Origin of the sequence: Streptomyces sp. NPDC050287 (genome assembly GCF_044459385.1) — a bacterium.
GTDB lineage: Bacteria > Actinomycetota > Actinomycetes > Streptomycetales > Streptomycetaceae > Streptomyces.
The window spans coordinates 139113-162743 of the sequence record NZ_JBITIY010000003.1; the positions used below are offsets into that span (position 1 = coordinate 139113).

General features: G+C 70.4%; 19 protein-coding genes and 2 pseudogenes. 8 read left to right on the forward strand and 13 right to left on the reverse strand.

Annotation, left to right across the window (positions count from 1 at the left end):
* Window positions 1–180: 180 nt before the first annotated feature.
* On the reverse strand, window positions 181–603 hold the full coding sequence (locus ACIBK3_RS11065; protein ID WP_399364196.1) for a hypothetical protein: 423 nt from the start codon (window positions 601–603) through the stop codon (window positions 181–183).
* 163 nt (window positions 604–766) lie between these two features.
* On the opposite strand from ACIBK3_RS11065, the gene ACIBK3_RS11070 reads away from it, so the two are divergent.
* Window positions 767–2932 carry a DUF3289 family protein gene (locus ACIBK3_RS11070; RefSeq protein WP_399364198.1) on the forward strand — a complete coding sequence of 722 codons (2166 nt, stop codon included), beginning with the start codon at window positions 767–769 and terminating at the stop codon, window positions 2930–2932.
* A 13-nt stretch (window positions 2933–2945) separates the two neighbouring features.
* Entirely contained in the window at window positions 2946–3518 is a 573-nt protein-coding gene (locus tag ACIBK3_RS11075; protein ID WP_399364199.1) for a hypothetical protein, read from the forward strand.
* Window positions 3519–3645: 127 nt separating this feature from the next.
* Here ACIBK3_RS11075 and ACIBK3_RS11080 read toward each other — a convergent pair whose 3' ends face one another.
* Window positions 3646–4020: an NTP pyrophosphohydrolase gene (locus tag ACIBK3_RS11080; RefSeq protein ID WP_399364201.1), complete on the reverse strand. Its 375-nt coding sequence runs from the start codon at window positions 4018–4020 to the stop codon at window positions 3646–3648.
* A 46-nt stretch (window positions 4021–4066) separates the two neighbouring features.
* A complete protein-coding gene (locus ACIBK3_RS11085; RefSeq protein WP_399364203.1) occupies window positions 4067–4957 on the reverse strand; it encodes an NAD(P)-dependent oxidoreductase in 891 nt (296 codons plus the stop codon).
* Window positions 4958–5215: 258 nt separating this feature from the next.
* On the opposite strand from ACIBK3_RS11085, the gene ACIBK3_RS11090 reads away from it, so the two are divergent.
* From ACIBK3_RS11090 to ACIBK3_RS11100, 3 genes are all read left to right on the forward strand, one after another.
* Complete coding sequence (locus tag ACIBK3_RS11090) at window positions 5216–6232, forward strand: hypothetical protein (protein WP_399364205.1); 1017 nt, start codon at window positions 5216–5218, stop codon at window positions 6230–6232.
* A gap of 223 nt (window positions 6233–6455) precedes the next feature.
* Complete coding sequence (locus ACIBK3_RS11095) at window positions 6456–7727, forward strand: nucleotide sugar dehydrogenase (protein WP_399364207.1); 1272 nt, start codon at window positions 6456–6458, stop codon at window positions 7725–7727.
* Window positions 7724–9466, forward strand: coding sequence for a glycosyltransferase (locus ACIBK3_RS11100; protein ID WP_399364209.1), 1743 nt, complete (start codon window positions 7724–7726; stop codon window positions 9464–9466). The genes ACIBK3_RS11095 and ACIBK3_RS11100 overlap by 4 nt, the downstream gene beginning before the upstream one ends.
* A 60-nt stretch (window positions 9467–9526) precedes the next feature.
* On the opposite strand, the gene ACIBK3_RS11105 is transcribed toward ACIBK3_RS11100, so the two are convergent.
* From ACIBK3_RS11105 to ACIBK3_RS11125, 5 genes and pseudogenes are all read right to left on the reverse strand, one after another.
* A complete protein-coding gene (locus ACIBK3_RS11105) occupies window positions 9527–10990 on the reverse strand; it encodes a polysaccharide deacetylase family protein (protein WP_399364211.1) in 1464 nt (487 codons plus the stop codon).
* Window positions 10987–12423 (reverse strand): cellulose binding domain-containing protein, encoded by a 1437-nt coding sequence (locus ACIBK3_RS11110; RefSeq protein WP_399364213.1) that lies wholly within the window; start codon window positions 12421–12423, stop codon window positions 10987–10989. The genes ACIBK3_RS11105 and ACIBK3_RS11110 overlap by 4 nt, the downstream gene beginning before the upstream one ends.
* Before the next feature lie 173 nt (window positions 12424–12596).
* The gene (locus ACIBK3_RS11115; protein ID WP_399364215.1) at window positions 12597–14726 is read right to left on the reverse strand and encodes a 3-hydroxyacyl-CoA dehydrogenase NAD-binding domain-containing protein; all 2130 of its coding nucleotides are present in this window, start codon (window positions 14724–14726) and stop codon (window positions 12597–12599) included.
* Entirely contained in the window at window positions 14723–15940 is a 1218-nt protein-coding gene (locus tag ACIBK3_RS11120; protein ID WP_399364217.1) for a thiolase family protein, read from the reverse strand. The genes ACIBK3_RS11115 and ACIBK3_RS11120 overlap by 4 nt, the downstream gene beginning before the upstream one ends.
* A gap of 117 nt (window positions 15941–16057) precedes the next feature.
* Window positions 16058–16300: pseudogene (locus ACIBK3_RS11125) on the reverse strand (substrate-binding domain-containing protein); the annotation flags it as partial.
* Window positions 16301–16399: 99 nt separating this feature from the next.
* On the opposite strand from ACIBK3_RS11125, the pseudogene ACIBK3_RS11130 reads away from it, so the two are divergent.
* A pseudogene (locus tag ACIBK3_RS11130) lies at window positions 16400–16576 on the forward strand (carbohydrate ABC transporter permease); the annotation flags it as partial.
* Between the two features lie 24 nt (window positions 16577–16600).
* On the opposite strand, the gene ACIBK3_RS11135 reads toward ACIBK3_RS11130, so the two are convergent.
* The 3 genes from ACIBK3_RS11135 to ACIBK3_RS11145 all read right to left on the reverse strand — a co-directional run bounded on the left by ACIBK3_RS11135 (window position 16601) and on the right by ACIBK3_RS11145 (window position 19654).
* On the reverse strand, window positions 16601–17905 hold the full coding sequence (locus ACIBK3_RS11135; RefSeq protein ID WP_399364219.1) for an HRDC domain-containing protein: 1305 nt from the start codon (window positions 17903–17905) through the stop codon (window positions 16601–16603).
* A gap of 168 nt (window positions 17906–18073) precedes the next feature.
* Window positions 18074–18736: a response regulator transcription factor gene (locus tag ACIBK3_RS11140; RefSeq protein ID WP_030663340.1), complete on the reverse strand. Its 663-nt coding sequence runs from the start codon at window positions 18734–18736 to the stop codon at window positions 18074–18076.
* 240 nt (window positions 18737–18976) lie between these two features.
* A complete protein-coding gene (locus ACIBK3_RS11145) occupies window positions 18977–19654 on the reverse strand; it encodes a DUF3000 domain-containing protein (RefSeq protein WP_399364222.1) in 678 nt (225 codons plus the stop codon).
* 108 nt (window positions 19655–19762) lie between these two features.
* Here ACIBK3_RS11145 and hemE point away from each other — a divergent pair, with 108 nt between their 5' ends.
* Window positions 19763–20854: a uroporphyrinogen decarboxylase gene (gene hemE, locus ACIBK3_RS11150; RefSeq protein ID WP_399364223.1), complete on the forward strand. Its 1092-nt coding sequence runs from the start codon at window positions 19763–19765 to the stop codon at window positions 20852–20854.
* Between the two features lies 1 nt (window position 20855).
* Here hemE and ACIBK3_RS11155 read toward each other — a convergent pair whose 3' ends face one another.
* Complete coding sequence (locus ACIBK3_RS11155) at window positions 20856–21680, reverse strand: rhomboid family intramembrane serine protease (protein WP_399364225.1); 825 nt, start codon at window positions 21678–21680, stop codon at window positions 20856–20858.
* A gap of 125 nt (window positions 21681–21805) precedes the next feature.
* Here ACIBK3_RS11155 and ACIBK3_RS11160 point away from each other — a divergent pair, with 125 nt between their 5' ends.
* A complete protein-coding gene (locus ACIBK3_RS11160) occupies window positions 21806–22138 on the forward strand; it encodes a hypothetical protein (RefSeq protein ID WP_030942193.1) in 333 nt (110 codons plus the stop codon).
* Between the two features lie 33 nt (window positions 22139–22171).
* Here ACIBK3_RS11160 and ACIBK3_RS11165 read toward each other — a convergent pair whose 3' ends face one another.
* Window positions 22172–23590, reverse strand: coding sequence for an FAD-dependent oxidoreductase (locus ACIBK3_RS11165; RefSeq protein WP_399364227.1), 1419 nt, complete (start codon window positions 23588–23590; stop codon window positions 22172–22174).
* Between the last annotated feature and the right edge of the window lie 41 nt (window positions 23591–23631).

Here is a 23631-nt window from a genome sequence, read left to right on the forward strand (position 1 = left end):
GAGCGGATCTTCTTCAGGTGGGCGGACAGCAACGACGTCAGGTACCGCAACGTCTGCGTGGACAGCGGCAGTCGGCACTGGTGGACAAGTTCGCTGTGGCCCCCGGCCGGGGCAGGTTTTGTAGGCATACTTCACCAACTTGCGCCGGGGGCCGGGCCAGTTACGGCAACGTGGCACAGGTCACGGCCGCGCGGTGAAGGTGCCGTTCGGCAGCTTGTGCAGCCAGCCGCGATCAGCGCGGAGCCGGCGGCCACCGTCAGACCTGCGGCCCCTGCCGCACCTATGAAGCTGCGGCGGTGGGTAGTTGGGGATGATGCCGGGGGTGAAGAGGAAGGTCCCGAGGACGATCATCAGCAGCGGCTTGCCCGCCACCGTGCCCGGCCGCGAGAGCCCGTACGCCAGGGCCACCGTGCAGAGCAGGCTGAGCGCCGTGCCGACCAGGGTGATGACGACGCTGACCACCGCGGCCCGCGTGACCACGCCGCCGGAGAGGACCACGTTGTAGGACTCGAAGGTCGGATTGCTCGGGAAGAGCACGTAGCCGCCGTTGGCCGCGAGCTCCTCCTTGGTCGCCAGGCTGTTGCCCAGGCAGAGCAGGAACACAAGCGGAGCAGGGCTTACCAATCTCCCAAACGTCTCAATTTCGCCTCCACCGCACCTTGGGAACCATCCCCCACGTCTGCTAGCTTCCCCGTTCGATTCCGAACTGCCGTGACACAACGGCAGCTTCGAGACAACAGGCATGTCTCCAGACGTGGGAGGCCCCATGAACAGAAGCGCCGCCGTGCCCCTCGGCGCGGCCTTACTCCTTCTCCTCGGCACGGCCGTGCCCGCCGCCGCGGGAATCCCCGGCGACGGCGCGGCCACCGACGGGGCGACGCTCTACCGCGACAACACGGTCGACGTCTCCTACCGCCAGGTCACCCCCGGCGACGCGGCGTGGAGCCAGGTCCCGGCCGCCCTCCGCGGCAGAGCGACGGAGGGCTCGTACGTCGCCCGGCTCCAGCTCGAGAACGTCTCCGATCACCCCGTCTCCAAATGGTCGCTGACCTTCGAGCTCTCTGACCGCATCACGGACACCTCCGCCGCGAAGCTCGCCGCCCCCCAGGACGCGCGCACGACGCTCCAGGGCGTCGGCCCCACGAACACCCTCCAGCCGGGCAGGACCGAGACCGTCTGGTACCGCGCCGAGCCCGGCGCCAAGGCCGATACCCCGACCTGGGCGTCCTTCGCCGAGCACGGCATCTCGCCGACGGAGGACACCGACGGCGACCGCCTCCCCGACGACCTGGAGGTGCGCGCCAAGCTCGACCCCAAGTCCGAGGACACCGACGGCGACGGCCTCTCCGACTTCGCCGAGCTCGGCTACCGCTTCAGCTCCCCGCTCAAGGCCGACACCGACGGCGACGGCATCAAGGACGGCGCCGAGGACCCCGACAAGGACGGCCTCACGGCCGCCCGCGAGCTCAAGCTCCGCACCACGCCCACCCGCGCCGACACCGACCAGGACGGCCTCGCGGACGCCCGCGAGCTGAAGCTCGGCACGGAGCCCACCAAGGCCGATACCGACGGCGACGGCGTCCAGGACGGCGAGGAGACGAGGCTCAATGCCTCCCCCCGCGCCAAGAACTCCTCCTTCGACGTGACCCGCCGCGCGGACGGCGGCGCCACCGCCGCCGAGGCCACGCTCAAGGGCCTGCGCGCCGAGCAGGTCGGCGGCTTCCAGGTCACCAGGCTCCCTGCCAAGCAGCGGGAGTTCCCGGAGTCCACTCCGGGCTACCTCGGCAACGGCTTCCAGGTCTCCGCCCCCGCGGACGGCGCCGCAAGGCTCACCTTCCGCCTCGACCCCGACCGTACGGAGGGCACCGCACCGGCCCTCTACCGCTACGACGAGAAGGCCCGCCACCTCGTCAAGCAGTCGGGCCAGCAGCGCAGCGGCAGCACGATCACGGCCACCGCCACGGCCGACGGCTCCGCCAAGTACGTCGTCCTCGACAGCGACGCCTTCGACAAGGCAGGCCCCAGGGCCCCTGGCAAGCGAATCCTCTCCGACGGCGCCGGCGACGGCGGAGACCCGGGTGACCCGCCCCCGACCGACATGCTGATCCACCAGTCGTCCTTCCGCGAGGGCCGCCGCAAGGCCCCCGACCCCCAGCACCCGCCCGTCCCTGCCGACCCGCGCGTCGCCGACGACCTCACCTTCAACGACTACAACTTCGACGAACTCACCGACCTCGGCTGGGACTTCTGGGTCGCCCGCATCACGCCCGAGTCCTGGATGTGGGCCGAGTTCAACGACATCATGAACTTCGGCAAGCTCGGCGCCGACGCCGACTACGCCCAGTCCGTCGACGACCTCCGCGACGCCTTCCGCTACGGCCGCGACGGCCAGAGCGCGGGCACGGTCACCGTCGAGGACAACTTCGACCCCGGCCGCTACCTCTACCGCGGCTCCGGCACGGCCCTCTCCCGCGCTGTCGGCGCCTCACCGCAGGAGAAGACGTACACCGACAAGGCCAGCCAGATCATCAAGCAGTCCCTCATCGACAACCAGGGCCGCACCGATCAGCTCAAGGTCCAGGAGGACCTCTCCAAGAACTTCCTCTTCCAGGAGTTCCTCCGCCAGGACGTGAAGTTCCCGGTGTACGACTTCTCGCTCTGGGACGCCAACCAGCGCGCCCTCTCCATCGCGATCCACCAGTTCCACGGCCACACGATCGCGCTGAAGGACTACAAGGTCGAGGGCAACTCTTTCTCCGGCAAGCTCGTCTTCCACTCCTACGACCACTTCGGTCTCGACCCGGACGACGAGATCACGGAGTACGGCTTCATCGACTGGTTTACGCTCCAGCACTATGACCGGTTCGACGGGAAGTACCCCCCGCCGATCGCGCAGGCGGACATCGAGATCCCCATCAGCGGCACGTTCTGACCTCGCCGACCTGATGCCCCACAGGCGCTCGCCGGGCCGGGTCCTGGTCGTCACGCTGCTCGTCGTGACGGCCGGGTACCTGGCCTGGCGGGTCGCCGTCCTCGCGGGCCTGGAGGCCCACTTCGGCAGCGGCTTGGACGAGCAGCGCTTCAACCGGCTGCAGCAGGAGTACGACCGCCGCGAGGACGCCTTCGCCCGGGCCGACGCCCGGATGCGGAAACTGATCGCGGAACACCCCCGCGCCGAACGCATCGACTGGAGCGGGTACCGGACCTGCGTCCGCGAGCCCGGCCGCCCCTCCGACACGTGCACGACGACGCCCCCGCGCGATCAGAAGGTGTACGACGCCCTCTGGGGCGTCGGCGTGATCCTCTACCAGTCCAAGGACGAGGGCCGCACGTTCTACCGCTTCTACCACGAGGACCCCCCGCGCTACACGATCATGCGCGCCCCCGAGGACACCGCGGAGGAGGCCGAGGAGTACGCGGACGCCCACGGCTTCCGCTCCACCCGCCCCCTCGGGCCGGGCTGGACGATCCTCGGCCCGATCGACGACATCGGCCGCGAGGAGAAGCAGTTCCCGTAGGAGGGCTCGCAGAACGCTTCGCCGGGAGGCAGCAGGGAAGCAGCAGGCACGAGAGGAGGCCCCCACTCAGTAAAGGGGGGTTCGCATACTGCCCCTCCCACAGCAGGCGGTGGTGGCGGTACGGCGGTCAGGTCGGCCTGACCGTGCGCGGCCCCGCCACCTCCGCCCCCAACTCACCGACCCTGCGCCGAAGTTCACGGTCTGCCGTGACCACCAGCACCGGTCGCTCACCCGCCCGCGCCACCAGCTCGACCATGTGATCGTCCCCGCTGCCGGGCGCGGCCTCCACCCGTACGCCCGGTACCGGCTCCACACCACGCGCCGCGCCCTCGACCACGAGCACGATCTCCACCGGTCCGGAGCGCCCCGGCACCCCGTCCACCGCAAGCCGGTCCCGCAACCGCTCCGCGGCCCCCCGCCGATCCCGCCACCATCCGTCGGGCACCGACCCGACGACATTCGCGGCGTCCACGATCACCAGAAGGGGAGCGTTGTCGTCCATACGGCCAGGGTCCCACGGGCGGCGTCCTCGGCCCCCCTGCATCACCTCACCCCTCCCGCCCCTCCTCGAAGCTGGCGAAGTACGCGGCGACCATGTCATCGTCGGCGTGGCCCTGGGCGGCGGCGCGTTCCAGGCGGGTTGCGGTGGCGGTGGCGACGTCGAGGCGGACGCCGTGCTGTTCGCCGGCCTGGACGATCAGCCGGGCGTCCTTCGCGGCGGTGGACACCGCGAACTGGGCGGGAGTCAGCCGCTCTTCGAGGACGAGGGCGGACTTGGCGCGCAGGTAGCCCATGTCGAGCGGGCCGCCGGCGATGGCGTCGAAGAAGTGCTGGGGGTCCACGCCGAGGGACCGGGAGAGCGCCAGCACCTCACCGACCGCGGCGGTGGCGGCGAGGACCCAGCTGTTGGCCACCAGCTTCAGGCGGGTGGCGCTGCCGGCGGCGCCGTCCTCGCCGGTCCACACCGTGCGGGAGCCCACCGCGTCCAGGACGGGAGCCACCGCCTGGCGGCTCTCGACGGGCCCGGCGGCCAGCACGAGCAGTTGGCCGGCCTCGGCGGGCTGACGGGTGCCCAGCACCGGCGCGTCGAAGAAGACCAGTCCCCGCTCGCGGGCGAAGTCGGCCAGGTCGCCGATCGCCTCGATGCCCGCGGTCGTCGACTGCATCCAGGCGATCCCCGGACGCAGCGCGTCGGCGGCCTCGCGCATCACGTCGAGGGCGGCGGGGCCGTCGTACAGGATGGTCAGGACGACGTCGGCGCCCCGGACGGCCTCGGCGGGGGTGCCGGCGACCGCTACGCCGTCGGCGGCGAGCGGTTCGGCCTTGGCGCGGGTGCGGTTCCAGGCCCGGACGGTGTGTCCGGCACGGGCCAGGTTGCGGGCCATCGCGGCCCCCATGATCCCGGTGCCCAGGACGCTTACGGTGAGCTTGTCGGTCATGACGTCGACTTCCTGTCCTCGCACTGTTCTCGCACTGCTCTCGCATGGTGTCGCACGGACCTCGTACGTGTCCGTGTCCGCAGGGACCAGCCTGCCCGTTCGACGGCGTTCCTCGCCCCCGGGGCGGCCGGGCCCGGCCTGGCGTGGCGGCCGTAGTCCCCTGGGGCGGCCCGGCCCTGCGTGCCGGTCGTCGCGCACCGGACCGCCGGTCAGGGGCCTGGAACGCGCTGACTCTTCGCCTCCGCTTAAAGTGAAACGGTGAACGGCGACTGGCTTCTTCGTGGCCGCGACGGCCGGCTCAGTGTGTATCTGCCCGTGGGCGACGCCGTCCTGTGCCGGGCCGAGCGCGGCCCCGGCGGCCCGTGGCAGGCTCCCCGCCGGGTGGGCGGCGGCCAGAAGCTGCACCCCGTGCTCGCGGTCGGGCAGGGTACCGACGGCTACGCCCATCTGGTCGCCTGGCGGCCCACCAGGCCCGGCCAGTCCGGTCTGGTGCACTCCACCCACTTCCGGCCCAGGCTCGCCGCCCTCGACTGGGCCCCGATCGGCCACCCCGACAAGACCGGCGACCGCACCGGTACGCCCGCCGTCGCGGTCGACGCGCAGGGCCGGGCCCATGTCTTCGTCCGCAACACGGGCGGCGGGGTGAGCATGCTCGCCCAGAAGGAGAAGGGCGGCTGGGGCCCCTGGCGCGACCTGAAGGGAACTGACGTACAGGAGGAGTTGGCGGCCGTGACGGGGGAGTCCGGACGCGTCGAGCTGTACGCCGCCGCACCCGGCGGGATCCTGCACTGGCGGCAGGAGGAGGCGGGCGCCACCCCGGTCCTGGAGGAGAAGATCGACGCTCCGGTCCGCCCCGGCACCCTGCGCGCCCTCGCCACCTCCCCCGAGCGCACCACGCTTTTCTACACCGACACCTCCGGCGACCTGTGCGCCTGGCGCCCCGGAAACAAGCCGGTCACCCTGCTCGCCTGTGCCGGTCCCGGCCCGGTGTCCGCGGTGCGCTGTGAACTCGACGGCCACGACTGCACGTTGCTCGCCCAGCGGTCCGCGAGCGGCCGGGTCGCCTTCGCCGCGTACCCCACCGAGCAGGAGTCGGCGGGCGCCTGGTGGACCGAGTCGGGACCCCAACTCCCCGTGGACGCCGAGGTGTCGCTGGCCCTCGACGAGGAAGAAGAGGTGGTCGCGGCCACTGTGTCCCCGACGAGCGGTCAGTTGCTGATCAGCCGCCGCAAGAACGAGCCGGGCCTCGCATTGCGGGCCTGGCAACAGGCCTGACGGACCCTCAGCCCGTGACGCGCGACGCGCCAGGGGTCGAAGACACATGAAACTCACAGAGGGTTGTATGGATGCGCGCGTGACGAGGGGCACGTTAAGAAGCTGTGGTTGAAGAGTGAAGACGCTTGCTAGCCTCCCTTCGTTTGTTCGAATTATCGGGAGACCGACGTAGCACCGGGGACCCGGCCGCCAGGCCGGTAAAAACGGGGTTGGGAATGTTGTCGTGAGCAGATCCTCCACGGTGGATCTTGTCGTTGTGGGACTCGGTTACGTGGGGCTGCCGCTGGCCCGTTCAGCCGCCGCGGCAGGCTTGAGGGTGGTGGGTCTCGATCGCAGCCGACGGGTGGTCGACGGACTGAACTCCGGTCGTTCCCACGTGGACGACATCACGGACGCCGAAGTCGGCACGATGCTCGGCCAGGGCTTCCGGGCGGTCGACGGGGCCGAGGTCATCGCGGACGCCGCCGCGGTCGTCGTCTGCGTCCCCACCCCGCTCACCGAGCACGGCGCCCCCGACCTCGGCGCGGTGCACGCCGCCGTGGACGACATCGCGGCCCACCTGCACCCCGGCACCCTCGTGGTGCTGGAGTCGACGACGTACCCGGGCACCACCGACGAGGTCGTCCGCCCCCGCCTGGAGGCCGGGGGGCTGCGCGTCGGCACCGACTTCCACCTGGCCTTCTCCCCGGAGCGCATCGACCCGGGCAACGCCTCCTTCGGCCTGGAGAACACCCCGAAGGTCGTCGGCGGCATCACCGCCGACTGCACCAAGGCCGCCCGTGCCCTCTACGAGCGTTTCGTGAGCCGGGTCGTGGAGGCCAAGGGCACCCGCGAGGCAGAGATGGCGAAGCTGCTGGAGAACACCTACCGGCACGTCAACATCGCGCTGGTCAACGAGATGTCGATGTTCTGCCGTGAGATCGGCGTCGACCTGTGGGACGCGATCCGCTGCGCCTCCACCAAGCCGTTCGGCTTCGCGCCCTTCCACCCGGGCCCGGGCGTCGGCGGACACTGCATCCCCATCGACCCCAACTACCTTTCGTACAAGGTGCGTTCGCTCGGCATCCCGTTCCGGTTCGTGGAGCTCGCGCAGGAGATCAACCAGCGCATGCCCGTGCACGTGGTCAACCGGGCCGCCGACCTGCTCAACGACCAGGGCAAGGCCGTCCGCGGCTCCCGTGTGCTGCTGCTCGGTGTGACCTACAAGCCGGACATCTCCGACCAGCGCGAGAGCCCGGCGCTCGCCGTCGCGGAGAACCTGCTCGCGCGCGGCGCCGAACTCGTCTACTTCGACCCGCGGGTCGAGGACTGGAAGGCCGGCGGCGCGAGCGTCGAGCGGACGGACGACTACCTCGCCGAGGCCGAGACCGCCGACCTCACGATCCTGCTCCAGCCGCACCGCGAGATCGACCTGGGCCTGCTCGCCGACCGCGCCCGTGCGCTCTTCGACACCCGGGGCAAGTCCGCTGACCACCCGCGGGTGGTCAAGCTGTGACTTCCGACGATACGTACATACCCGGTGCCGTCGACGCCGACGACCATCGAGGGCACCGCAAGCGCCGGCACCTCAAGGTCTCGTACTTCGTCTTCCTCGGCCTCGCCGCGCTGATCGCCACCCGGCTCGACGCGGGCTCCCTGCACCTGTACTCGCTGGGCGCCATGACGCTGCTGGCCCTGAAGATGTTCGGCGCCCTCTTCTACCGTCCGGCCAAGGCGGGGCGGGAGGAGCTGGAGTACCTGGAGAACGCCTGGGTCACCGCGGTCATCCCGATCTACAACGAGGACCCGGTGATGTTCGAGCAGGGCATGCGCAGCCTCCTCGCGCAGAGCCGCCTGCCCAACGAGATCCACATCATCGACGACGCCAGTGCCAACGACTCCGGCATCAGGACGGCGAAGAAGATGCGCCGCGAGTTCGAGGCGAAGGGCGTCAAGTACACGGTCAGCGTGCAGCCCGAGAACAAGGGCAAGCGCGAGGCCCTGGCGCTGGGCTTCGAGGCCGCCCCGTACTCGGACATCTTCCTGTGCGTCGACTCGGACACCGTGCTGTCCCGGGACACCGTCCGCGAACTGCTGCTGCCGCTGGCCGACGAGAAGATCATGGCCTCCACCGGCATGGTGCTGGCGCTCAACCACGACAGCAACATCTTCACCCGCCTCCAGGACCTGCGCTACGGCAACTCGTTCCTGTTCGAACGGGCCGCCTACTCCCGCCTGAAGTCGGTCCTGTGCTGCTGCGGCGCCCTGTCCGCCTACCGCGGCACCCTGGTGCGCAAGTACCTCCCGGACTTCCTCAACCAGCAGTTCCTTGGCAAGCCGGCCGTCTTCGGCGACGACCGCCGTATGACCAACTACTGCCTGATGGAAGGCCAGGTCGTCTTCCAGGAGACCGCCGTCGGGTACACGGCCGTTCCCGAGAAGCTGCCGCACTTCCTGCGCCAGCAGGTCCGCTGGAACAAGTCCTTCTTCCGCGAGTCCCTGTGGGCCTTCCGCCACCAGAAGAAGTACCGCCCGGCGTTCTGGCTGACGTGCATGGAACTGGCGCTGTGGCTGGTGTTCGGCTCGGCGATGTTCTACTCGATGGTCATCACGCCGATCCTGCACCCCGACCGGTTCGTCAACCACATCGGCGACTACCTGGTCTTCATGGTGCTCATGGGGTACCTCCGCAACGTGCGCTACCTCGACTTTCCGCGCCGCGGCATGGGCTTCGTCAAACGGTTCGGCATGTTCCTGCTCGCCCCGATCTACGGTGTGATCCAGCTGACCCTCCTCACCCCGCTCCGCTTCTACGCCCTGTTCACCCTGCACAAGGGCAGTTGGGGCACCCGGCAGGGCGGCGTCGAGGTGTCCGTGGCCGGCGACCACGAGGCCGATGTGACGGAGATCTTCGAGGAAGAGGACCCGTACTCGGACAAGAAGGTCACCGAGACGCTCCAGTTGATGCGCCTCGAAGGCGTGGCCCTGCGCACCCGGCCCCGGCCCTCCGGCCCCATCCCCACCCAGCCGCAGCCGCTGCCCGGCTACGACGAGCAGCACGCGCACGTACCGCAGCAGCAGGTGTCCTGGGGCACGTCGGCCCCGGCCGGACCGCAGCAGTGGCAGGGCGGCGGCCATCCCGATCCGTACCAGCAGGGCTACAACCCCCAGCACCAGCAGGGCGGTTACCCGGACCCGTCCTGGCAGCAGGGCAACGGCCAGGTCAACGGCCAGGGCAACGGACAGGGCTGGTAGGTCCGAGCGAGCAGAAGAGGGGGCGGCCATGTGGCCGCCCCCCTCGTCGTCGCCGAGGCCTCACGTGTACGAGGCCATGGCCTCCTCGACCGTGAGCACCGGGATGCCCCGGTCCTTGATCGCCTGCATCAGCGTGGTGAGGCCGGCCTTGCCGATCTCCGTACTGCTCGCCGGGGCGCCCTCGACGATCCTGTGGAGGCACAGGATGAGCCAGTCACCGTTGTTCGCGCAGCGGTCGAGCTTGCCGCCCGCGTCGGTCACCCGCGACAGGGCCGTGCCGCCGATGCCCGTGCCGTCGTTGATGCCCGTCAGCGCCTTGAGACGGTAGGGCATGGCCGGTGCGAAGGACTCGATCGTCTCGGAGATGATCGACCGGGCCGTGGTGAAGTGCCGGCTCGCGATCCGGTCCACCGGAACGCCGTCCGTCGTCTTCTCGAACGACCCGTGCGGATAGGCGAAATGCTCACTGGTGAAGCCGTTGCCCACCAGCCACTCGCGCAGTTTCCGGAAGTCCTCGTCGGCCTGTTCAGCGGTGAGCTTGGGATAGCTGGCGGTGTGGGTGGCGGTCGCGTAGGAGTGCCCGCCCATCTCCCAGCCCGAGAAGTCCTGCATCGAGCGCATCTGGTCGACCGTCAGGAAGGTGCCGGTGCCGATCGCGTCGGCGATGTTGTAGACCGTGCCCGAGTAGCCGAACTGGTCCATCACCGGGCGGGCCAGGTCGTGGATCGACTTGTGGGAGTCGTCGAAGGTGATGGAGACGACGCCCTTGGGGAAGACCGAGGCGGTGTCCGGTATCAGCTCGACGGCCTGCAGCCGGTAGGTCACCGGCCCGCCCGCGTTGTCGTACACCGCGAACGACATGTCGGTGAAGCCGGTCTTGGTGGACGGGGCGCCGGCGGCGGAGACGGAGTACGTGCCGGCCGCGCCGGTGACGTCGGCCCACTGCAGGTGGACGGTCACCCACTCCCCGGACTGCACGTAGTTGGTGGACGTCGTCGCATGGGCGTGCAGGGTCCAGGAGAAGTAGTTCGCGAAGGAGCCGCTGCCCAGATAGAAGACGATCTTGGACAGGTTGGTGACGTCCTCGACCCGGAAGACGAGCCTGATCATCTTGCCGGTCAGGTTCTGCGCCGCCATACCGGTCTTGCGGACGTACGACTGCTTGCCGGTGCCGTTGGTGGTGACCCGTACCGACTGCGTCCCCCGCACGAACGCGGACGTGTCGTTCGCCTCGGCCGACGCGGTGCCCCCGCCCGCCGGAGTCCAGCCGTGGGAGGCCTGGAACTGCTGGGACCAGGTGGCCCGCCGGTACTTGGGGCGGCGCCCCGACGGGGCGTAGGGCGGGGGTGTGGTCAGGCCTCCGATGGCCGCTCCGGCGGCTGTGGCGGCCGTGGGCTGCGCCGCCTGGGCGCCCAGCCACGCACCGCCGCCGCCCGCGAGGGCGACACCTCCCGTGCCGCCCATGAGCAGCGCGGCGCGCCGGCTCAGGGAACGGGCCGAGATACGGGAATGCTCCTTGCTCAACGAGACTCCTGAACGGTGTCGAAGTAGTTCATGCCGCTGTCGCTGTATTCCTTGACGGCCGCGTCGACGTCCTTGGCCGACAGGACGTCCTTGGCGTTGTAGTACAGCCAGTCGACCTTCATGTCCCAGGAGCGGTCGCCCTTGAACGGCAGGTCGACGAACCAGTGGTTGAAGTTGATCGACATGCCCGCGCGCGGGGCGTACTTGCCGCTGCTGGAGAAGAGTTTCCTGCCGTCCACGCGGTAGGTGACCACGTCGTCCTCGACCGTGATCATCACGGTGTGCCAGCCGGCCAGGCTCTTGTTGGTGGTGGTGTAGACCCGGTCGTTCTTCTCGTGGTCGTACCAGGTCACCGTGTCCAGCTTCGGCCCGAGCCGGCCCCAGCCGCCGTTCGGCATGTACTCGTTGTCGAGTTCGCTGTACGTCTTTCCGCTGCCGCCGATGGTGTAGAAGGTCTGGTTGACGTGGTCGCCGCCCTTGCCCTCGGCCGGGTCGTCGCTGAAGTGGATCCGGGCGGCGTAGGTGCCGTCGCGGAACTCGCGGCTCGCGGTGCCGAGACTGGCCTGCGTGGTGCCGGCCTTGGTGCCGTCGGTGGCGGCGCGCAGGTTCAGCACCTGGCCGCCGTCCAGGGCGTCCTTCTCGGCGGGGAAGGTGACCCCGTCGGCCGACCAGGTGTCGTCGATGCCCGGGCCGCCCTTGCTGCTGCGGACCAGCCAGCCGTGCTTGAACAGGGCGGGGTCCTTGGCGCCGACGTAGTCGAAGTCGTCGAACAGCACCCCGGCCGGGGCGGCCGGCAGCGGCGCGGGCGCGGCGGACGCCTTGGCCGACGCCCCCTTCTTCTCCCCGCCGTTCGGCTCGTCACCCCAGGCGAGGACGCCCCGCTTGTAAGCGGTGACCTTCTTCGACTCCTTGTAGGTGGTCTTCTCGGCGTCGAAGGAGCGGTCGTCGGACTGCCTCAGCTTCTTGTGGTCGGCGCGGAACAGCTGGACGTCGATGCCCTTGCTGTTGGCGCCCGGCTCCAGGGTGCCCGCGTCCTCGGTGAACCGCAGCTCCAGATAGTGGTCGGCGTCCTCGGTGGGATCGTCGAGCGCGGTGACCGTCCCCGCGATGTTCGAGCAACCGACCGAGGCCTGGACGCAGTTGTAGGCGTACGCGGAGGCCCCGTCGGCGGTGAAGTAGTACCGCAGCGTCAGATCGGTGAGCGGGAGCGGCTTCTTCGAGTCGTTGAAGACCTCGAGCGACGGCTTGGCCGCCGCGGCGGTGGCCGGGGTGTCGGTGCGGTACCGGACGGTGAGCTCCGGCGGATCCGGGTTGGCCGCCTTCCACACGGGATACAGGGCGGTGGCACCTGCGGCGACCACACAGATCAGGAGGAGCAGCCTGATCTTGGGCCAGACCCGTCGTCGGGGTGGGCGGCGGCGGGTGGTCGCCACGGTGAAACTCCTTCGCATGGCACCGGACGGTTGAACGACCATGAGCGCAGCCGTCATTGCCATGTAAACAAGTGGTCGGATTGTGTGAGGATCCTATCCGTCGCGGCATGCGCAAGGGGGGCGGAACGCAAGGATTCCTTACCCTGCGCCCCACCCCCCTCAGGGGTATCGCGTTATGCCGGGACGCTCGCCACGCCCGGAGCCAGGAACTTCTTGCCGTTCACGCGCTCGGAGACACCCTCGCGGTCCAGGTACGGCGTGATGCCGCCCAGGTGGAAGGGCCAGCCCGCACCGGTGATCAGGCAGAGGTCGATGTCCTGGGCCTCGGCGACGATGCCTTCGTCGAGCATCAGCCCGATCTCCTGCGCCACCGCGTCCAGGACCCGCTCGCGGACCTGCTCCTCGGTCAGCACGGTGTCGCCCTGCTTCAGCAGCGCGGCGACCTCCGGGTCCAGTTCGGGCTTGCCGCTGTCGTAGACGTAGAAGCCGCGCTTGCCCGCCTTGACGACGGCCGCGAGGTTCTCGGAGACCGTGAAGCGGTCCGGGAAGGCCCGGTTGAGGGTCTCGGAGACGTGCAGGCCGATCGCAGGACCGACCAGCTCCAGGAGGACCAGCGGGGACATCGGCAGACCGAGCGGCTCGACGGCCTTCTCGGCGACCTCGACCGGGGTGCCCTCGTCGATGACGTTCTGGATCTCGCCCATGAAGCGGGTGAGGATGCGGTTGACGACGAACGCCGGGGCGTCCTTCACCAGCACCGCGGTCTTCTTCAGCTTCTTGGCGACGGCGAACGCCGTGGCCAGCGAGGCGTCGTCGGTCTGCTCACCGCGGACGATCTCGAGGAGCGGCAGCACGGCGACCGGGTTGAAGAAGTGGAAGCCGACGACCCGCTCGGGGTTCTTCAGCTTCGACGCCATCTCGGAGACCGACAGGGACGAGGTGTTGGTGGCGAGGATCGCGTGCGCCGGGGCGACCGCCTCGACCTCCGCGAACACCTGCTGCTTGACGCCGATCTCCTCGAACACGGCCTCGATGATGAAGTCCGCGTCCGCGAAACCCTCGGCCTTGTCCAGCACACCAGTCACCAGCGCCTTGAGGCGGTTGGCCTTGTCCTGGTTGATCCGGCCCTTGCCGAGCAGCTTGTCGATCTCGGCGTGGACGTAGCCCACACCCTTGTCGACGCGCTCCTGGTCGATGTCGGTCAGCACGACCGGCACCTCCAGACGGCGCAGGAACAGCAGCGCGAGCTGCGAGGCCATCAGGCCCGCGCCCACGACGCCCACCTTGGTGACCGGACGCGCGAGGTTCTTGTCGGGCGCGCCGGCCGGACGCTTGCCGCGCTTCTGCACCAGGTTGAACGCGTAGATGCCGGCGCGCAGTTCACCGCCCATGATCAGGTCGGCGAGCGCCTTGTCCTCGGCGTCGTAGCCCTGCTGGAGGTCGCCGTTCTTGGCGGCGGCGATGATGTCGAGGGCGCGGTAGGCGGCCGGGGCGGCGCCGTGCACCTTGCTGTCCGCGATGAAGCGGCCCTTGGCGACGGCCTGGTCCCAGGCCTCACCGCGGTCGATCACCGGGCGGTCGATGACGATCTCGCCCTTGAGGACGGCGGCCGTCCACAGCAGCGACTGCTCCAGGAAGTCGGCGCCCTCGAAGATGGCGTCGGCGATACCGAGCTCGTAGACCTGCTCGCCCTTGAGCTGCTTGTTCTGGTTGAGCGAGTTCTCGATGATGACCGAGACGGCCTTGTCGGCGCCGGTCAGGTTCGGCAGCAGCGTGCAGCCGCCCCAGCCCGGGACCAGACCGAGGAAGACCTCGGGCAGCGAGAAGGCCGCGATCGCCTTCGACACCGTGCGGTACTGGCAGTGCAGACCGACCTCGACGCCACCGCCCATCGCCGCGCCGTTGTAGTAAGCGAAGGTCGGGACCGCGATGCCCGCGAGACGCTTGAAGACCTCGTGGCCGCCCTTGCCGATGGCGAGCGCGTCCTTGTGCTCCTTCAGCAGTTCGACGCCCTTGAGGTCGGCGCCGACCGCGAAGATGAACGGCTTGCCCGTGACACCGACACCGACGATCTCGCCGGCCGAGGCCTCCTTCTCGACCTGGTCGATGGCGGTGTTGAGGTTCGCCAGCGAGGCCGGGCCGAAGGTGGTCGGCTTGGTGTGGTCGAGGCCGTTGTCCAGCGTGATCAGGGCGAAGCGCCCGGCGCCGAACGGCAGGTCCAGGTGGCGTACGTGTGCCTGGGTGACGACCTCGTCGGGGAAGAGGTCGGACGCACCCTTCAACAGCTCGGTGGTGGTGCTCACTTGTCCCCCTCGAAGTGCGGGTTCTCCCAGATGACGGTGGCGCCCATGCCGAAGCCGACGCACATCGTGGTCAGGCCGTAGCGGACGTTCGGCTGCTCCTCGAACTGGCGGGCCAGCTGCGTCATCAGACGGACGCCGGAGGAGGCCAGCGGGTGACCGAACGCGATCGCGCCGCCGTACTGGTTGACGCGCTCGTCGTCGTCCGCGATGCCGTAGTGGTCGAGGAAGGCCAGCACCTGGACGGCGAAGGCCTCGTTGATCTCGAAGAGGTTGATGTCCTCGATCGACAGGCCCGCCTTGGCGAGCGCCTTCTCGGTGGCCGGGATCGGGCCGTAGCCCATGACCTCCGGCTCGACGCCCGCGAAGGCGTAGGAGACCAGGCGCATCTTCACCGGCAGGCCGTGCTCGCGGGCGAAGTCCTCGGACGCGATGATCGAGGCGGTGGCGCCGTCGTTCAGACCGGCCGCGTTACCGGCGGTGACCCGGCCGTGGACACGGAACGGGGTCTTCAGACCGGCGAGGTTCTCCAGGGTGGTGCCCGGGCGCATCGGCTCGTCGGCGGTGACCAGGCCCCAGCCCGTCTCACCGGCCTCCGGGTTCGTGCGACGTACGGAGATCGGGACCAGGTCGGCCTGGATCTTGCCGTTGGCGTACGCCTTGGCGGCCTTCTCCTGCGAGCGCACGGCGTACTCGTCGGCGCGCTGCTTGGTGATGTGCGGGTACCGGTCGTGCAGGTTCTCCGCGGTCATGCCCATGAACAGGGCGGACTCGTCGACCAGCTTCTCGGAGACGAACCGCGGGTTCGGGTCCACGCCCTCGCCCATCGGGTGGCGGCCCATGTGCTCCACGCCACCGGCGATGACGGCGTCGTACGCGCCGAAGGCGATGGAGCCGGCCGTGGTGGTCACGGCGGTCAGGGCGCCCGCGCACATGCGGTCGATGGAGTAGCCGGGGACCGACTGGGGGAGACCGGCGAGGATGCCGGCCGTACGGCCCAGCGTCAGGCCCTGGTCGCCGATCTGCGTGGTCGCGGCGATGGCGACCTCGTCGATCTGCTTCGGGTCGAGACCGGGGTTGCGGCGCAGCAGCTCCCGGATCGCCTTCACGACGAGGTCGTCGGCGCGGGTCTCGTGGTAGATGCCCTTCGGGCCCGCCTTGCCGAACGGGGTACGGACGCCGTCGACGAAGACGACGTCCCTGACGGTACGAGGCACGATGGCTCTCCTCCAGATGCGGGACGGCACTGCTGCGATGCGCTGAGCGCGCGCTCAGGATCCATGCTACTTGTGGGTAACGTAGCTGCCCAGTCCTGCTGCTCCAAGCGGCGAAGGTCACACCTTCGGCGGAGCCGTCGAGCCACGTGGAGTCAGCACGGGAGTGGGTACCGGATGTGACCCGGGTCCGTCCCCCGTGATCAGCCCGAACAGTGTCCGGGCCGCGTCCGCCCCGAATCCGTGCACGTCATGGCTCATCGCGGAGAGCGTCGGATGCGTGAGCCGGCACAGCTGGGAGTCGTCCCAGGCCAGCAGGGAGACATCGGCGGGCACGCCCAGCCCCATCTCGGCGGCCACCGTCCCTCAAGACCGACACGGAGATGGCGGACGGCGGCGGAGTCCTCTCGCTCCCCGACGACCCGTTCACTTCCACAACCACCTGTCCGCGTTCCAGGGCGGCCGTCAGAGGATCTTGGCGTGATTTCGACGTCCCTTTTCCGCTTCAAGGGCACCTGCGCGGCCCACTGGGAGACGATCTCGGCAGGAGCGGTCCTGGTGATCCTGCCGACACTGATCGTCTTCCTGAGCCTGCAGCGGTTCATCTACAACGGGTTCATGCGGGGGGCGACCAGGTGAGCGGCCCCCAGCACGTCGCGACGGCTAGGCGGACAGCGCGGCCACCAGAACAGGCGTCACCTGCTCCACCTGCCAGGGCCGAGCCCCGTACCCCGCCAACGCGGCCCCGACGGACTCCGCGGTGACAACGTTGGGCGGCTCCCAGCAGACCCGCCGCACCGTGTCGGGCGAGACCAGGTTCTCCTGCGGCATGTTCAGCTGCTCGGCCAGTGCCGAAACCGCCGCCCGTGCCGCCGTCAGCCGGGCCGCGGCGGCCGGGTCCTTGTCGGCCCAGGCCCGCGGCGGCGGCGGTCCCGTCACCGGCTGCCCCGGCTGCGGCAGCTGGGCGTCGGCCAGCGCCTTCGCCCGTTCCACGGCTGCCTGCCACTGCTCCAGCTGCCGGCGCCCCATCCGGTGGCCGAAGCCGTTCAAAGCCGCCAGCGCGTGCACATTGGCCGGAACGGAGAGCGCGGCCTCCACGATGGCCGCGTCGGACAGCACCTTGCCGGGCGACACATCCCGTCGCTGGGCGATCCGGTCCCGCGTCTGCCACAGCTCGCGCACCACCGCGAGCTGCCGGCGCCGGCGCACCTTGTGCATGCCGGAGGTGCGCCGCCAGGGGTCCTTGCGGGGCTCCGGCGGCGGCGCCGAGGCGATCGCGTCGAACTCCTGCTGGGCCCACTCCAGCTTGCCCTGCCGGTCCAGCTCCTTCTCCAGCGCGTCCCGCAGGTCGACGAGCAGCTCCACGTCGAGGGCCGCGTAGCGCAGCCAGGGCTCGGGCAGCGGGCGGGTGGACCAGTCGACGGCCGAGTGGCCCTTCTCCAGGACGAAGCCCAGTACGCCCTCGACCATCGCGCCGAGGCCGACCCGCGGGAACCCGGCGAGCCGTCCGGCCAGCTCGGTGTCGAACAACCGCGTCGGCACCATGCCTATCTCGCGCAGACAGGGCAGGTCCTGGGTGGCGGCGTGCAGCACCCACTCGACGCCCGACAGGGCCTCACCGAGGCCCGAGAGGTCGGGACAGGCCACGGGGTCGATCAGTGCGGTCCCCGCGCCCTCGCGGCGCAGCTGGACCAGATACGCACGCTGGCCGTAGCGGTAGCCGGACGCGCGCTCGGCGTCGACGGCCACAGGGCCGGAGCCGGCGGCGAAGGCGGCGATCACCTCCGCGAGGGCGTCCTCGTCGGCGATCACCGGTGGAATGCCCTCGCGGGGCTCCAGCAAAGGGATCGGATCAGGGCCGGGCTCGGAGTCAGGCGCCCCCGTCACAGAAGATCCGCCGTCGTCCGGAGGGGCGCCTCCGGTGGTTCGCAGTGAAACGTCTGCTGCGGTGTCTTGGGCGTCGGTCACCTGTCAAGGGTATCCATGTATGGACAGCGCCCGCCGACGGAACGTTCCGTCGGCGGGCGCCTGGGGGTCGTAAACCAGTCAGCTCGGTGAAAGTTCCGGTTCACGACGGGTGGGATACGCGGACGAGGACCGGCGGCCGGTCCGGTTCACGTCCGTGAAGGGTGCGGGTCAGTGGATGATGCCGGTGCGCAGGGCCACCGCGACCATTCCGGCACGGTCGCCGGTGCCGAGCTTGCGGGCGATGCGGGCGAGGTGGCTCTTGACGGTCAGGGCGGACAGGCCCATCGAGACGCCGATCGCCTTGTTCGACTGGCCCTCGGCGACGAGTCTCAGCACCTCGACCTCACGGCCGGACAGCTCTCGGTAGCCGCCCGGGTGGCTCGGGGCACCCGGGGGGCGGCGGTGCATACGGGCGGCGGCGGCGCCGATGGGGGCGGCGCCGGGTCGGGTGGGGAGCCCGAGGTTGGTGCGGGTGCCGGTGACGACGTAGCCCTTGACTCCGCCGGCCAGCGCGTTGCGTACGGCACCGATGTCGTCGGCGGCGGACAGGGCCAGGCCGTTGGGCCAGCCCGCGGCACGGGTCTCGGACAGGAGGGTGAGGCCGGAGCCGTCGGGCAGGTGGACTTCGGCGACGCAGATGTCGCGGGGGTTGCCGATGCGGGGACGAGCCTCCGCGACGGACGAGGCCTCGATGACGTCGCGCACACCGAGCGCCCACAGGTGGCGGGTGACGGTGGAGCGGACGCGCGGGTCGGCCACGACCACCATGGCGGTCGGCTTGTTCGGGCGGTAGGCGACCAGGCTTGCGGGCTGCTCGAGGAGAACGGACACCAGGCCTCCTGGGGGTGGGGGACGGGGGCGGGTCACAGTCGTCTTCGGCACCAAACCCGTTCGCCTTTAGAGAATGATCACGATCTAGTGAGTAACAATCCGTGCAATTCGGACACGCGGTCGATCACTCGAAGATCGAACGGTTTCGCTCTGCGTCGATACGCGGCCGAAAGTGGCCGTATCGACAAAGTGATGGCCAAAAAGCCGCCGACCGGTCCCTGTCGGGGAGGACTGCAGGACTCAGCGTGACTGCGGCCCCCGGCGCTGCGGCAGCGTGACCACCGACGCGTCACCCGGCGCGGCCGGCGGCAGACCCGCGACCTGCGCCAGCAGATCGCACCAGGCGGCCAGATGCGCCGCGGTGTCCGGCACCCCGCCCAGGCCCTCCCGGGGCGTCCAGGAGGCCCGGATCTCGATCTGCGAGGCCGCCGGGCGTTCGGACAGCCCGCCGAAGTAGTGGGAGCCGGCCCGCGTGACCGTGCCGCTCGGCTCGCCGAACGCCAGCCCGCGCGCGGAGAGCGCCCCGGTGAGCCAGGACCAGCAGACCTCGGGCAGCAGCGGATCGGCGGCCATCTCCGGCTCCAGCTCCGCACGCACCAGCGTCACCAGCCGGAAGGTGCCCCGCCAGGCGTCGTGCCCGTCCGGGTCGTGCAGCAGCACCAGCCGCCCGTCGGCGAGGTCCTGGTCACCGTCGACGACCGCGGCCTCCAGCGCGTACGCGTGCGGGGCGAGGCGCTGCGGTGCCCGGGTCGGCTCCACCTCGACCTGCGGCCGCAGCCGCGCGGCTCTCAGCGCCTCCACGGCCGCCTGGAAGGGCAGCGGAGCCGCCGTGTTCGCATGCCCTTCGCCCTCCTCGGTGTCCTTCGCCTCGTCCATTCCGCCAGCGCCGTCCGACAGTCGTCCCTTAGCCGCAGCCATGCGGGGAAGATTAAGGGGAACGGGCGCTTCGTGCAGGGAGAGACACCCAGTTGCCGGGCGTCGGGGCTGCCGTCGGGGCCGGCTCCGGGGTCGTGCGAGACTTGCCGCGTGAGTGCCAACGAGAGCCCCGCGAGCCCGCGGTCGACGCAGCCGCCGGCCGCCCGGTCCGACGCAGTCAAGGATTCCGCCTTCCTGAAGGCCTGCCGGCGTGAGCCCGTGCCGCACACGCCGGTGTGGTTCATGCGACAGGCCGGGCGCTCGCTGCCGGAGTACCGCAAGGTTCGCGAGGGCATTCCCATGCTCGAGTCCTGCATGCGGCCCGAGCTCGTCACCGAGATCACCCTGCAGCCGGTGCGCCGGCACGGCGTGGACGCGGCGATCTACTTCAGTGACATCGTCGTCCCGCTCAAGGCCATCGGCGTGGACCTCGACATCAAGCCCGGCGTCGGCCCGGTCGTCGAGCACCCGATCCGCACCCGCGCGGACCTCGCCCAGCTCCGGGACCTCACCCCCGAGGACGTCTCCTACGTCACCGAGGCCATCGGCCTGCTGACCGCCGAGCTCGGCTCCACCCCCCTCATCGGTTTCGCCGGCGCCCCGTTCACCCTCGCGAGCTACCTCGTCGAGGGCGGTCCGTCCCGCACGTACGAGAACGCCAAGGCGATGATGTACGGCGACCCCGAGCTGTGGGCCGACCTGCTCGATCGCCTCGCGGAGATCACGGCCGCCTTCCTGAGGGTCCAGATCGAGGCGGGCGCCAGCGCCGTCCAGCTCTTCGACTCCTGGGCCGGCGCGCTCTCCCCGGCCGACTACCGCCGCTCGGTGCTGCCCGCCTCCGCGAAGGTCTTCCGCGCGGTCGAGGGCTACGGTGTCCCGCGCATCCACTTCGGTGTCGGCACCGGCGAGTTGCTCGGCCTGATGGGCGAGGCCGGCGCGGACGTCGTCGGCGTCGACTGGCGCGTCCCGCTCGACGAGGCCGCCCGCCGTGTCGGCCCCGGCAAGGCGCTCCAGGGCAACCTGGACCCGACGGTCCTGTTCGCCGGTCCGGAGGCCGTCGAGGCCAAGACCCGCGAGGTTCTCGACACGGCGTCCGGCCTGGAGGGCCACGTCTTCAACCTCGGCCACGGCGTCATGCCGTCCACCGACCCGGACGCACTGACCCGCCTCACCGAGTACGTCCACACGCAGACCGCCCGCTGACTCACCACGTGTGCCGGGGCCTCGCCCGCCTGCCGAACACCAGGCCGCGCGGCTCCGGGGGCGGTGGCGTGCCCGGCTTGAGGGGCCAGGCCAGCAGCATCCCCGCGAGGAAGCCGACGACGTGCGCCGCGTACGCCACCGTGCCGGCGGCGGAGACACCCTCGCCGGACGAGTACACCGCCTGGAGCCCGAACCAGAAGCCCAGCACCAGCCAGGCCGGCAGCCTCAGCGGCAGGAAGACCAGGAACGGGACCAGCACCCAGACCCTGGCCTTCGGATACAGCACCAGATAGGCGCCCAGGACACCCGCGATCGCCCCCGACGCACCGATCAGCGGGTCGGCGGAGTCGGCGTTGAGCAGCGCGAAGCCGTACGAGGCCGCGTAGCCGCAGACGACGTAGAAGAGCGCGAACCGCACGTGCCCCATGCGGTCCTCGATGTTGTTGCCGAAGATCAGCAGGAACAGCATGTTGCCCAGCAGATGCAGCCAGCCGCCGTGCAGGAACATCGCGGTGAACACGGACAGCGGTGGGGACTTGTCGTAGCCCGGCGGTCCGACCACACAGCCCGCGCCCCGGGCGCCCACGCCGACGTCGCCCGTCGGGACCAGCCGGGGCATCTGATGGTGGATCAACTCCTGCGGAACGGCGGCGTAGTGGTCCAGGAACGCCTGCAGGTGGCACAACTGGGACAGACTGCTGTCCCCGGCCACGGAGCCGGCCAGGCCGGGCGTGAACAGGAACACGAGGACATTGGCGGCGATCAGCGCGTACGTCACCACGGGGGTGCGGCGCACCGGGTTCACGTCATGGACGGGGATGACCACAGGAAAGTACTGCCCCCGATGCGGGCGGCGAATCGGTGAACGCCCCGGTCCGCGCGTGCGTATGTCTCCTCAACCGCCCGCGGCACGGGGAAGGTGCGTCGCGGGGACGACGTGAGGAACAGGCGATGAACGACCGAGTTACTCCTGCGATGCACGCCCTGCCCGACGGGGAAGCGGAAATCTCCCTGGTGGTGCGACTGCCCTGGGAGGACGTGGCCCGGCTGGGCCAGGAGGCCGGGCGGATGGCCGCGCAGATGCAGCGGCCGGTGACGCTGGACGAGGCGGTGAGCAACCGGCTGCGCTCCACGCGGTCCGCCGCGCACGCGAGGCCGGCGGGGGAGCAGCCGGCGGCGGCGCCGACGCCCATGACGAGCAGTGCGTCGGTGTCCTCGCTGCCGCCGCGGCCTCCGGCGGACCAGGCTCGGCAGGCCATCGAGAGGATCAACGGGACGGCGTAGCCGGGTGCCCGGGTTCGTTGCCCCGCAGCCCTCTCAGAAGGCACGCACCTTTGCCGCGGCCTTTCGCGCGGCTACCAGCACCGGGTCCCACACGGGGGAAAACGGAGGCGCGTAGCCCAGATCCAGCGCTGTCATCTGTTCCACCGTCATGCCGGCCGTGAGGGCCACCGCGGCGATGTCGACCCGCTTGGCCGCGCCCTCCCTGCCCACGATCTGCACGCCGAGCAGCCGTCCCGTGCGGCGCTCGGCGAGCATTTTCACGGTCATGGGGGAGGCGCCGGGGTAATAGCCGGCGCGGCTCGTGGACTCCACGGTGACCGCCACGAACCGCAGGCCAACCCGCCGCGCGTCCCTCTCGCGCAGACCCGTGCGCGCGATCTCCAGATCGCACACCTTGCTGACCGCCGTGCCGACCACGCCCGGGAACGTGGCGTAGCCGCCGCCGATGTTCGTGCCCATGATCTGGCCGTGCTTGTTGGCGTGCGTTCCCAGGGGGATGTGGCGTTCCTGGCCGGAGACCAGGTCGAGGACCTCCACGCAGTCGCCGCCGGCCCAGATGTTCTCGTGGCCGCGCACCCGCATCGCCAGGTCGGTCAGCAGCCCGCCGTGGGCGCCGAGCGGCAGCCCCGCGGCCCGCGCGAGCGCTGTCTCGGGACGTACGCCGATGCCGAGCACGACCACGTCCGCCGGGTACTCGGCGTCCTGAGTGGCCACCGCCCGCACCCGGCCGTCGTCGCCCGTGAGCACCTTGGTGACCTCGGCGTCGTCGACCATGGTGATGCCCAGGCCCTCCATCGCCTCGTGCACCAGCCGGCCCATGTCCGGGTCGAGCGTGGACATGGGCTCCTTGCCCCGGTTGACGACCGTCACCTCGTAGCCGCGGTTGATGAGCGCCTCGGCCATCTCGACGCCGATGTAGCCGGCCCCGACGACGACCGCGCGGCGGCCACGCGTGCGTGCCAGCGTGTCGAGGAGGGCCTGGCCGTCGTCGAGGGTCTGCACCCCGTGGACGCCGGGCGCGTCGATCCCGGGCAGGTCCGGCTGGATCGGGCGGGCGCCGGTGGCGATGACCAGTTTGTCGTACGACGTCCAGGACTCGGCCCCGGAGTCCACGTCACGCGCGCGTACCCGCCCGCCGCGCACGTCGATCTCCGTGACCTCGGTGCGCATGCGCAGATCGATGTCACGGGCCCGGTGCTCCTCGGGCGTACGGGCGATCAGCTGGTCCCGCTCGGCGACGTCACCGCCGACCCAATACGGGATGCCGCACGCCGAGTAGGAGGTGAAGTGGCCCCGGTCGAACGCCACGATCTCCAGCTCGTCGGGGCCCTTGAGGCGGCGTGCCTGGGACGCCGCGGACATGCCCGCGGCGTCGGCGCCGATCACGACCAGACGCTCCCGCTCACGCTGCGACCCACGCTCCGGCTCACGCTCCGTACGGCTCATGCTCATGCGAACACGCTACGGGGGCACGGCATTTCAGTCCCGCCGCT